The organism is Marivirga sp., from assembly GCF_024636815.1.
In the GTDB taxonomy this organism is placed as follows: Bacteria; Bacteroidota; Bacteroidia; order Cytophagales; family Cyclobacteriaceae; genus Marivirga.
In genome coordinates this window covers 23,036-35,284 of record NZ_JAGXGF010000140.1, presented here as the reverse complement: position 1 = coordinate 35,284, position 12,249 = coordinate 23,036, and the positions used below count along the sequence as shown (strand labels likewise).

Here is a 12,249-nt window from a genome sequence, read left to right as displayed (position 1 = left end):
ACCGGGAGATATTTTTTGATTATAAAACATCATATGACCTTTTCTGTAACTGATGTTAGGGTTACAATCCCAAAATTTTGCTATTTCAACTTGCTCCTCATCTAGTCCATTTTGCGTTTCATAAACTTGAAGTGCCTCTTGATAAAACTGACTGTTCTTAGTCGAATCAAATTTGGTAGGAGGCTGAGGTCTAAACTGACTATTCGAATCAAGCACTAATGGCCTTAACGTCTGCCAATTAGGTTCAATTCCATCCATGTAATCTGGAGGAGTTGCCTTCCATTTTCCAGGATCATTATCATAAGAATACCTTGTCAATCCAGTTCTTTGATGATAACCGTCAGCTTTTGTATATTTAATAATTTGATCGGCAATATTTGCACCAAACCTATAACTTTGTTCAATAACTTTGTTATCAAAATTAGTCTCAAAAGTTTGCTTTAAACTATCAAGATGTTTTGCTACTAATTCTTTGCTAAAAACCAATTCTTTTGCAACTGTATGAAACGCAATGAAGCTAGCAATAGAAGGATTTACATCTGACAAATCACTTTTTTCAATATTTATTTGAAAATCATTCAATTTTCCATTGAAGGTAGGCAAGGTATCATTCAGAGCTGCTAAGCTTTCATATGCTGCAAGATTGGAATAAACTATTATCCTACTTGCAACTGGCGGAGTGAAAATATCTTCAATGATCACATTAGAAAGAAAATCATTTGACTCTCCAATATGATTCCAATCATCAGAAATGTTTGAATTCTTTTTGCTTTGGCAAGAAGCAACTATAAAAGATGTAAAAAGCAGAATAAAAATGAAATTGAAATTATTACTTTTCATATAAAAATAAAAAATAGGTGATTAAAAGACGATTCTACAATATGACCATAAAGTATACTTAGTTAAATCTCCATCAATTTAATCTAAGAACTTAATTACAAAAGTATGGCATTATTAGCAGAAAGAAAAGTGATTAAACTGTAATAACGTAATAAGATTAGGAAACCCTCATAAACATATTTTGAAATGAAACATATAGGAACTTTAAATACTTGAGCTAAAACTATTGTATGAATAAAAAAGTCCCTGATTCAAAACTGAAGTTTAGAACTATTAAAACATCTAAAAAGGAATATTTAGTTTATTAGACAAAAAAAATGGAGGCGATGCCTCCATTTTTAAAAACCAAATATATAAATATTATTATATTCTAGTTAACGTTGCTACATATCCACCACCGTAGTCAATGGTAACAGTTGTAGCATCTACCTCTAATCCTGCCGTAGCGTCAGCATCGTAGAATGGATCTAAATCACGAATATCAATTTCAGTTCCATCTTCATTTAGAGCCCAGTTACTCCAAACTGACCCATCTTCTGAAACAGGGCTTTGAAATTCACTTGGCTCTGCACATACATCAGTTCCTTCTGCTCTGATTACAAGACCATCCTTACGAAAAGTAAATACATCATCTAACTCACATTCAGGAGCAAAACCTATAATATTTCCATTACCAGGATAAGTATAACTCGTTAAGTTATAATCACCAAGAATAGCAAGAAACTCAGGCAAAACTGGAGCTAAAGTTGTTTCAATAACCGTTTCTCCACTTGACCAATATAGGTAGCCAGAGTTAACATTTGAAGACCAATTCCTCAAAGACCCAGAAGAGGCACTAAAGAAATAATCTGCTCTTTCTGAATCAACATCTCCAGGTAGAAGGGTAACAACACCTTGTGCATTTGTTTCTGCAGTTTTAACAGCATTTTGCTCTAGAGCATAATCTTCTGCTGATGCAAAGAAATCTACCGTTGCCCCAGACACAGGCTCACCCTGCTGATTTAGAACCACAACGCTTAAACTAGGTTCTACGTCTGTCCCTGGTCTTTCCTGATTAACTGTATCTTCATCGACACAACTAAAACTTATCACGGCCAAAACTAATATGGCTAGTATATTTTTTATATTTTTCATCATAGTAAATTAATGTTAATTATCCACCAAATGTATAGATTGGAATATCCAATAATACTAATTCTGAAGCAGGTATTGGCATTTGTCTAAATGCACCATCACGCATCCAACCTGCCCATCTTCTAGCTTCTGCTAATTCACGTCCACCCCAAGTATTAAGCAATTCAATCATTTTCTCATACTTAACGGCCTCTAATAAAACAGCATCACTTTCACCACCTGTAAGTGGATCTAATTCACCTCTATCTACTCTTGTACGATTGATTAAAGTGGCTGCTAATGTTTTATCACCACCAGATCTAATTAAAGCTTCAGCATGCATCAAGTCATTCTCAGCTTGTAAAAGAGTTGGAATTGGCTTACCAGTCCAAGCAGTAAAATCAGAATTATATCTATTGTGGACATAATTTGAGAATCGGTAAATCCCTCTATCAATCGGATAGTAAACTTGATCACGATAAATGAAATCAGAGTCAACTCTGGCATCATCTGAAGTTACTCTTCCAGGATTAGATGCATCAGCTGGATAGGCTGATGGATAACTTGGATCGATAAGATTCATCATCTTCATATCCACTCTACACCAGGTATTGGCTATTACACCATTGGCTAAGGATCCTCCACCAATTAACTTATTATCGTCAAACCATAGGTTACCATCTCCAATAGGAGCTAAATCATAATCAATCCCTTTAGCAGTTAATTGTCTTACTCTAGCCCAGTCTGTTTGAGCTACCTCTTCAGGAGTTCTAGCATTCAGCACCAATGCTTGTGCAGCAATAGTTCTGGCTAATTTAGCAAAATCAGCACTTGACAAGGTAAGCCCATTGATATAATCAGCAGGAACAGTAAACTCATTAGCATCTGCAATAGCTGCAGCTTCTTCCAATCTAGTAGCGGCAAATTCAGCTAACGCTTTATAGTCCACTAATGACTCAGCTGTTAAAGTTGCTAAATCAGTTTCAGCTGTTACGATAAAGCCTTGGTCATATAACATACTTAAATGAGCAACACCTGCACCTTGTAACCAATAGGCTACAGAACGTAATCTTTCAGTCACATCAACACCGTCCACTATTATTGCTGCTTCTGTATTAAGTAATGCATTTTCAATATCAGTACCAACAGAAACGGCAGAATTAAATCTATTCCATGCCGTTGAAATAGTTGCTCCATCATTAGATGTCAAACTATTATCAATTGGTAATGGCGGCTGCCATGAAAAATTACGGATACCAAAGTTACCCCAAGAGGCAGTTAATACATCTGCATTACAGGCTAAAGCAGGCCCAGGATTCACCTGAGACTTTCCTAAGTGCCAATCGGCAAAACCACCCGCTGGTAGCGCTGCTAAATCAGCCGGACTAGCTAACACATCTGAGCTATTCGGCTCATTTGGGTTTTCGATCTCTAAATCAGCACAGCTATAAATAAAAGCACTGACAAAGAGTATAGTTAATATTCTATTTAGTTTCATAAATTTTAACTTTAAGTATTAAAATGTTAATTGTAATGAACCTGAGATAGTTCTAAAGTTAGGATATCTAAATCCATCAACTGCATACGTAGTTCTATCAACATTATTATCACCTTGACCAACTTCAGGATCATATCCTGGATAATCAGAGAAGGTGAATAAGTTTCTACCCACAACTCCAATCTGAATTCCTTGTATGAAATCCCATCCAAAGTTCTTAACAGGAACGTTATAGTTGACAGACAACTCTCTTAATTTCAAGAAGCTTCCATCATATACAAAATAAGAACTAGGATTGTTAGTATTATAGAATGCTTGATAGTAACCAATTGGCTTTGGATTTTCCTTACCTCTTTGGTCAATATAACCTGCTCTGTTATCTCTTGTTAAGAATTGGTTAGTTTGGCTATATATATCTCCACCTTGTTTCCAATCCCAAAGCATATAGATTCTAAAGTTCTTGAACAATACAAAAGTGTTATTAATACCTAAATTGAAATCAGGGTTAGTATCACCTACCTTATGGTTTGTATTGCCTTCTTCATCCACATAAGCTAAAGGAACTTCATTGATAGTACCTATTTCACTAGCTCTTACAACATAACCTTCGTCATTTATAACGTAGTCAGATAAATCTGCCTCAGGATCACCGTCCAATACTTGATCTAAAGATCTCATCCATTTAGTTGCATATATAGCTCCTACAGGTTCTCCTTCTTTAATCAAAAACACATCAGATTGCTGAATACCAGTACCTCTTCTGAATTCAGGAATAGGTAAATCAGTGATTTCCTGAACGAATTTATCAAATACTAAACCTGCATTCCAAGTAAAGTTTTCATTCTTCACAATATTTGCATTTAATGACAATTCAATTCCCTGGTAAGTTAAAGTACCTGCATTCTGCCATTGGAAATTATATCCAGCAGCTGCAATCAAAGGAACCGGTATAATTTGGTCTTCGATAGTTGAGTTTACGTAAGTAACATCTAAATCAAATCTATCAAGGAAATAAACATTTATACCCACCTCTGTTTCAATTGAAGTTGCAGGCTTTAATAAACTGTTCCCTACAGTATTTTTCTGTGGAGTACCACCTGAAACGTTATATGTCTCATACTGTGCACTAAATCTAGGCTGCACACCTGATGTTGCTTGAGAAGCTCTAATTTTCAATTCTTGAACACCTGGTATAGTAACATCTTCTGTAAGTCTGTATGAAGCGGCTGCTCTGTAGTTAAAATAAGTTCTGGCATCAGCTCCGAACAAAGAAACAGCATCTACCCTTCCTAATAAATCTAAAGAGATTTTATCTTGCCAAACAGTACCTATTTGAGCAAAGCCACTCTCACTTTGAACTTCTGTTCTAGTTTGACTAATTCTTGGAGAAGGATCAGAAATGTTAGATAAAGTTGGCGTACCACCGAAAGTAAATCCATCTCCAGTCACACCATGACTGTTGTAACGATTTACATCCCACCAGTATCCAAGTCGACCATTTAATGAAAGATCACCAAATTCTTTTGCCATCAGGATATTACCTCTAACGTTGGTTTGTAAAGTTTCATAACTATCGTAAGTCATACCCCCTACATTTATACGGTTAAATGCTACATCATCCGCAAGGTAGCCGAAAGGCACTACAGTTTCATCAACAATATTATCCTTATCTAAACCAAAGAAACCTTCTATAGTCATCCATTCAAATGGCTTATAATCAATTCCGATACTTCCGATATATCTATCTCTTTCACGAGTACTATATCTGTTCTGTAAAGAGTAAACAGGGTTAACCATTTGCTGTGAACTATCCGGCTTTGCATTGATTACATCCTCAGCTGGATTGTTTGGGTTAGGAACCTCTTCAAATAAATCTCTATCTGGTCTTAAAGTAAGGATATCAAAAAACGGAGTAACAGGAGCCTGATCTATAGTACTTCTACTGTAAAAATTGCTAGTAGTTACTTTCACCTTGTCAGAAATATCAAAATCCAGATTAGCCTTAAAGTTAAATCTTTGCTGACCTTTCGTATCCCTTATAATCCCAGGTTGATCTAAATATTGACCTGAAACCATATAATTCATATTTTCAGAATTACCTGTCATGGACATGAAATTTGTGGTGAACAGGTTCTCTTGAAACAAAATATCCTGATAATCAACTGGATTTGGATATGGCGTTACAGACAAACCGTCTTCTCTAGGTACTTGACCACCAATTGGAGGAGCTCCTGTTTCAGGATCAATCTCATAGTGATGAGTTTCGGCTAAAGGAATTCTACCAGGTAAAAAGTTTTGTCCAACTTCACTTCTTACAACAATTTTGGAATCTCCTACTTTCATGGATGACCCCCTGTTAGTTTTAATAACAATAGCACCATTAGCTGCTCTAGATCCATAAAGTGCAGCAGCAGAAGCTGACTTTAGTACTTGAACTGAAGCAATATCTTCAGAGTTGATGGTACTTAGCCCACCATCTATAATCATCCCATCTACAATAATAAGGGGTTGTTGTCCTTCAAACAATGAAGTTGTACCTCTAAGACGTATACCAGCATTTGAACCTGGAGAACCCGCTTGTACAATTTTAACACCAGCAACTTTTCCTTGTAGTGCCTGAGCTGGGTCAATACCCGGTGCATTTTGAATTAAATCACCATCAACTTGACCAATAGAATAACCTAATGTTTTTGTAGTTATACCAGGAGCTGATCCTGTTACTACAACTTCGCTCAATTGAGCTACATCGGAAACCATTGCAACATCAATAACTGATCGTGAACCAATCGATACTTCTTGACTTTGCATTCCAATAAATGAAAATACCAAAGTACCTCCTTCGGAAGGAACAGATATTTTGTAATTCCCATCCAGATCGGTGGTCATACCTGTGCCTGTACCTTTTAATAAAACGTTCACACCGGGTAAACCTTCGCCTGTATCAGCGTCAGTTACTCTACCACTTACGGTGCGATCCTGTGCCCATGCGTGAAACACGAACACCAACATGAAACATGTTAGTAGAATCTTCTTCATACTTATTTTAGTTTAGGTTAACAATATATTAAAACCAAATGTACATAACTATCAATAAAAATACCTAACAAAATATATATTTTATAAAAAAAAAATAACCCAAATATTAGATATGTTTTCACTTAAAAAGTGATCTATTATAGATACAAAGCCTTTTTTTCCAATATTAACCAATAATTAAATTAGATATTTAGGTAAAATATAATTATTCATATAATAATTTACATCTAAATGACTTTAAATAGTACCATTTTCTTATATTCTCCTGAAGGTAGTTCTCTTGCACCATAGCCAACCACCTTAATATTATCTTTATTAACACCGCCTTTTTGTATTAATTTTTCATAAACTGCATCAGCTCTTTTTTTGGAAAGTTCTTTATTATAAGCAGCAGAACCGACTTCGTCTGTATAACCCCCAATTTCAATTTTTACTTCGGGATTTTGAATGAGAAAATCAGCTATCTTATTAATTTCATTGCTCGATTTCTCTGACAATTCGTAACTGTCAAAGTCAAAATAGATGTTATTAAGTACTACAGTTTCATCTTTTTGAATAGGCTTTAAAGCAAAATTTAATTCTGTTTTACTTTCAGTTACTTCCAACCGCTTCGAATGGAATAAATATCCAGGCGCATCCACATAAAAAGCATAATCTGACTGACGAGGAATAACTACTTTATAATCTCCATCTATTGAATTACTGTAAGTTTCCTGAACAAGGCTGTCTATTGCCAAATCGTAAATCTGGATTTTTGCTTTTAACCTGAAACTATCATTGGCATTTACAACACTACCAAAAACCAAGTTAATTACACTCTTTTCATCTGCATCTATATAGAAAATTTTAGCCGGAGGATATTTGGCTTCTGATTGAATTTCTCTTGCCCAATATTTTTCTCCACTAAATTTTTGATGATAGGAAAGCTCATTGCTAAAAGTATTAATAGGTAAACCAATATTTTTAACCACTCCTTTATATATAGGCCAGCTAATTTTATAGATATCAAATCCTCCCATCCCTATTCTTCCATTAGAACTAAAAAATAATTCATCATTTGATAAAGTGAGAAAAGGAGATATTTCATCAGCAAAAGTATTTACCTCAGGACCTAGGTTAGTAGCTGAAGTCCATTCCCCGTTTACCTTTATGGAATAATAAAGATCTCTTTTACCAAAACCTCCTTTTCTATTGGAGCTAAATAATAAAAATCGACCATCTGAGGAAAGAAAAGGTTGAGACTCCCAGGCACTTGAATTGATTTTTGCACCTAAATTTTCCGGCTTTTGCCATTCATCTCCTTCATAATAGGAAATATATAAATCACAACTTCCAAAACCATCTCTTTTATTACAACTCGTATAAACCATTACTCTTCCATCTGCAGAAATTGCAGCAGCCCCTTCATTTTCCTTTGTATTGATAACAGGTACTTCCTCCACATTTTGAAATTGATTACCTGATAATTTTGCCCGGTAAATCCCTTCTGCCAAACTACCCGTTCTTTGTCCAGTGAAATACAAAAATTCGGATGGGTAAAGCGTAAAAAAAGGGAAATAAATGCTTCGAAATATTTTTTCTGATTCTATCGATTTGATCTCTTCTTTATCGGCAGCTTGCTTTTCAAGTTCTTCTACAGCATAATCAATAGACTGTGATATTATTTCAGCCATTTTAAGGTAATCTTCTTTATAACCTTTCTGCTGATAAATCTCAAGTGGCTTTTTAGCTAGTGCATATTTACCACGGTCAAAAAACTCTTTCCCTAAAATGAAATAATAATCTGTGTAATTGGCAGGCCATTTTTCTTCTATTGAGAACGCTTTCTCCAATGCCGTAACCACTTTATTTAAATCATTTATGCCAAAAAACAAGGAGGCTTTCTCTAAATAAAGGAGATGGTTATCAGGTTCAATTGCTATGGCATCATCCATATATTGAACAGCTGCATCCCAATTTCTCTGGTAAAGTGCTTCTTTGGATTTTTCGACTAGTCTTTCTGTTCTCCATTTATAATCCTGACCGATTAAAGTCAGGCTGGAAAACATTATAATTAAAAAGAGTGGTGTTATTTTGAAATTCATATCCCAATTTAGCTGATAAGGGAGAATTTCAAAAGGAATTTAAGTATTAAGGGATTTGCAAATATTTATGTGTCTGCAAAGAAATACTCCATTGTGGGTTTTCTTTTACATAATCTACAATCAAAGGCATCATTTCATCACGCTTACTCCATTCAGGTTGAATGAGTAACTTACAATCAGAACTTACTTTTTCAGCATGTTCTTCAGCCCATTTAAAATCTGATTTATTAAAGATGATGATTTTTAATTCATCAGCTCTATTATACCACTGTTCCAAAGGCTCCTTAAATTTCTTAGGTGAAAGGCAAATCCAATCCACCATACCACTAAATGGATGGGCACCTGAAGTTTCTACATTTACATGAAATCCTTTTTGTAACAATCGTTTGGTCAACCCATGCATATCATACATAAAAGGTTCACCGCCTGTAATCACCGCTAAACGAGATTCGTATTGATAAGCATCATCAACAATATCATCTATTTTGGTAAGTGGCCATTTATCTGCATCCCAGGAATCTTTCACATCACACCAAACACAGCCCACATCACAACCGCCTAAACGAATGAAATAAGCAGCTTTTCCACTATGACTTCCTTCTCCCTGTATAGTATAAAAAGCTTCCATCAAAGGGAGCTCAACGCTTGGATCAAACGAGTTCTTTTCCATAAATTTCTTTTTGTGCAGCTAACCATGTATTCATCAATAATCCGGCTCTGGTCATAGGTCCGACTCCACCGGGCACAGGCGTAATATGTGTAGCTTTCTTAGAAACCTCATCAAATAAAACATCTCCCTTTAAGGCAAATCCTGATTTTTTAGTTGCGTCTGGGACTCTAGTGGTTCCTACATCTATCACGACTACATCATTCTTCACCATGTCGGCAGTAATTAAACCTGGCTTTCCAACAGCTACTATCAAAATATCTGCTTGCTTAGTATATTTGGCTAGATCTATTGTGTATCTGTGCGTTAAAGTAACTGTTGCGTCTCCCGGATAATTATCACTTCCCATTAATATAGAAACAGGCGAGCCCACAATACGGCTTCTTCCAACTACCACGCAATGCTTTCCTTTGGTTGGGATTTCATAGCGCTTCAATAATTCCATCACACCAAAAGGGGTTGCTGGAATGTAAGCTGGTAAATTAGTTGCCATTCTTCCATAATTCATGGGATGAAAACCATCTACATCTTTCTCAGGCTTGATAGCATTAAGGACTTTATCTACATTAATGTGCTTAGGCAGCGGCAACTGCACGATGAAACCGTCAACCCTTTCATCATTATTCAATTTGTCTACTTCTTGTAAAAGTTCAGCTTCGGAAATTGAATCATCAAATAGTAATTTTGAAGATTCAAAACCTATTTCTTGACAATCTTTAACCTTTGCCTCCACATAGGTTTGGCTGGCGCCATCTGTCCCCACTAAAATTGCTGAAAGATGGGGCACTTTACTACCTTCTTTCTTTAACTCTTCAACTTTTGCTTTTAATTCTTCTTTTATTTGAGAAGAAATCTTCTTCCCGTCTAATAAAATAGCCATGGTATTCTGCTTGTATTGTGTTTACTTATTGCTTTCATAATACTGTCTATATTTATATGACTTTAACATAGACAGAAATTCGCTTTTTAACTCTAATTATCAGGTAATTACCACAATTTCTCAAGTAAATGCCTAATAGGCTCTATTTTAATCCAATTTAAGAACTGCCATAAATGCTTCCTGCGGAATTTCCACATTTCCTACTTGTCGCATTCTCTTCTTCCCTTTCTTCTGCTTTTCCAAAAGCTTTCTCTTACGTGAAATATCTCCACCGTAACATTTAGCCAAAACATTTTTACGAAGTGCTTTCACAGATTCTCTGGCAATCACCTTAGTACCAATTGCTGCTTGAATTGCGATTTCAAATTGTTGTCTCGGGATTAATTCCTTAAGTTTTTCGCACAATTTCTTACCCCATTCGTAAGCCTTTTCTCTATGTACAATAGCAGAAAGTGCATCCACCTTATCTCCATTTAATAAGATATCCAATTTCACTAAATTACTAGTATGATAACCTACCAATTCATAATCAAGAGAAGCATATCCTTTGGAAATTGTTTTCAATTTATCGAAGAAATCAAATACAATTTCAGCTAGCGGTAAATGGAAAGTCAATTCAACACGACTTTGAGTTAGATAAACCTGATTCTTGATTTCCCCTCTTTTGTCCATACAAAGAGAAATAACAGGGCCTACAAAATCTTCCTTGGTAATGATTTGAGCTCTAATATAAGGCTCTTCCAGATGGTCAATTTCTCCTAAATCAGGCAATTCTGATGGAGCACTTACTTTCACCATTTCGCCACCTTTCTTAAAAGCATGAAACTGCACTGATGGAACAGTGGTAATCACGGTCATATCAAATTCACGCTCTAATCTTTCCTGCACAATTTCCATGTGCAGCATTCCTAAGAAGCCGCATCTGAAACCGAAACCAAGGGCTGCAGAAGTTTCAGGCTCCCATACTAATGAAGCGTCATTTAACTGCAGCTTTTCCATTGAAGCTCTCAATTCCTCAAAATCTGAGGTATCAACAGGATAGATTCCTGCATAAACCATAGGTTTTACATTTTCAAAACCTTGCACTGCTGTGCCTGGATTATTAACTTGGGTAATGGTATCCCCTACTTTAACTTCTTTGGCTACTTTAATACCGCTAATTAAATAGCCTACATTTCCTGTGCTAATAGTGTCTCTTGGCTGCTGAGTTAGTTTTAAAATCCCAATCTCATCAGCCTCATAGGTTTTGCCAGTATTAATAAATTTAATCTTATCTCCTTTGTTGATTTCTCCATTGAAAACCCTGAAATAGACTTCAATTCCTCTGTAAGGATTAAAAACAGAATCGAAAACCATTGCTTGCAAAGGTGCCTTTGGGTCTCCTTTCGGAGCAGGAATTCTATGTACTACAGCTTCTAAAATTTCAGTTATTCCGATTCCTTCCTTAGCACTTGCATGGAGAATGTCTTCTCTTTTACAACCAATTAATTCAATAATCTGGTCGGAAACTTCCTCTACCATGGCACCCGGTAAGTCAATTTTATTGAGAACAGGAATAATTTCTAAATCATGTTCTATGGCCAAATACAAGTTGGAAATGGTTTGTGCTTGGATACCTTGTGCAGCATCTACAATCAGCAGTGCGCCCTCGCAAGCAGCAATGGAACGAGAAACCTCATAGGAAAAATCTACGTGACCCGGGGTGTCAATAAGGTTATAGATATATTCCTCTCCATTTAATTTATAATCCATTTGGATTGCATGCGATTTGATCGTGATGCCTCGCTCACGCTCCAAATCCATGTTATCCAACAGTTGTTCCATTTTCTCGCGATCATTAACCGTTTGGGTTGAATCCAACAGTCTATCTGCCAAGGTACTTTTACCATGGTCAATGTGCGCAATAATGCAAAAATTTCTAATGTTCTTCATCTATATAACTTTGCTCAATTATTCTTAATTGGCAGATAATTTAAACCTGTCCTGAACTACCGGGATCATTGCTCTACTTGACCTCAATAATAAATCGGCCGTGGACCGTTCATCTTCATAATCGAAGTGCAAAAGTACGTAATAAGGCTGAGATATAATAATAAGGTTATTCTAATTTATTGATAAACAGTACAGGTCT

The 12,249-nt window shown here is 35.8% G+C and carries 7 protein-coding genes and 1 pseudogene; all 8 read right to left on the bottom strand.

Annotated elements, in window-relative coordinates; genetic code table 11:
- Positions 1-840, bottom strand: a pseudogene (locus tag Q0L29_RS10620) (phosphatidic acid phosphatase); the annotation flags it as partial.
- A gap of 363 nt (positions 841-1,203) precedes the next feature.
- The gene (locus Q0L29_RS10615; protein WP_296621523.1) at positions 1,204-1,977 is read right to left on the bottom strand and encodes a hypothetical protein; all 774 of its coding nucleotides are present in this window, start codon (positions 1,975-1,977) and stop codon (positions 1,204-1,206) included.
- A 16-nt stretch (positions 1,978-1,993) separates the two neighbouring features.
- Entirely contained in the window at positions 1,994-3,451 is a 1,458-nt protein-coding gene (locus Q0L29_RS10610; RefSeq protein ID WP_296621522.1) for a RagB/SusD family nutrient uptake outer membrane protein, read from the bottom strand.
- A gap of 18 nt (positions 3,452-3,469) precedes the next feature.
- Positions 3,470-6,487 (bottom strand): SusC/RagA family TonB-linked outer membrane protein, encoded by a 3,018-nt coding sequence (locus tag Q0L29_RS10605; protein WP_296621520.1) that lies wholly within the window; start codon positions 6,485-6,487, stop codon positions 3,470-3,472.
- Between the two features lie 227 nt (positions 6,488-6,714).
- A complete protein-coding gene (locus Q0L29_RS10600; protein WP_296621518.1) occupies positions 6,715-8,571 on the bottom strand; it encodes an OmpA family protein in 1,857 nt (618 codons plus the stop codon).
- Between the two features lie 46 nt (positions 8,572-8,617).
- Positions 8,618-9,241 carry a 7-carboxy-7-deazaguanine synthase QueE gene (locus Q0L29_RS10595; RefSeq protein ID WP_296621516.1) on the bottom strand — a complete coding sequence of 208 codons (624 nt, stop codon included), beginning with the start codon at positions 9,239-9,241 and terminating at the stop codon, positions 8,618-8,620.
- Positions 9,222-10,118 carry a bifunctional 5,10-methylenetetrahydrofolate dehydrogenase/5,10-methenyltetrahydrofolate cyclohydrolase gene (locus Q0L29_RS10590; protein WP_296621514.1) on the bottom strand — a complete coding sequence of 299 codons (897 nt, stop codon included), beginning with the start codon at positions 10,116-10,118 and terminating at the stop codon, positions 9,222-9,224. Before Q0L29_RS10590 ends, Q0L29_RS10595 begins: the two co-directional genes overlap by 20 nt.
- A 147-nt stretch (positions 10,119-10,265) precedes the next feature.
- Entirely contained in the window at positions 10,266-12,050 is a 1,785-nt protein-coding gene (lepA, locus tag Q0L29_RS10585) for a translation elongation factor 4 (RefSeq protein WP_296621511.1), read from the bottom strand.
- Positions 12,051-12,249 lie beyond the last annotated feature (199 nt).

Coding starts and splice junctions, on each gene's coding strand:
- Q0L29_RS10615 (WP_296621523.1), bottom strand. CDS start 1,977: ATGATGAAAAATATAAAAAATATACTAGCCATATTAGTTTTGGCCGTG.
- Q0L29_RS10595 (WP_296621516.1), bottom strand. CDS start 9,241: ATGGAAAAGAACTCGTTTGATCCAAGCGTTGAGCTCCCTTTGATGGAA.
- Q0L29_RS10610 (WP_296621522.1), bottom strand. CDS start 3,451: ATGAAACTAAATAGAATATTAACTATACTCTTTGTCAGTGCTTTTATT.
- Q0L29_RS10605 (WP_296621520.1), bottom strand. CDS start 6,487: ATGAAGAAGATTCTACTAACATGTTTCATGTTGGTGTTCGTGTTTCAC.
- Q0L29_RS10590 (WP_296621514.1), bottom strand. CDS start 10,118: ATGGCTATTTTATTAGACGGGAAGAAGATTTCTTCTCAAATAAAAGAA.
- lepA (WP_296621511.1), bottom strand. CDS start 12,050: ATGAAGAACATTAGAAATTTTTGCATTATTGCGCACATTGACCATGGT.
- Q0L29_RS10600 (WP_296621518.1), bottom strand. CDS start 8,571: ATGAATTTCAAAATAACACCACTCTTTTTAATTATAATGTTTTCCAGC.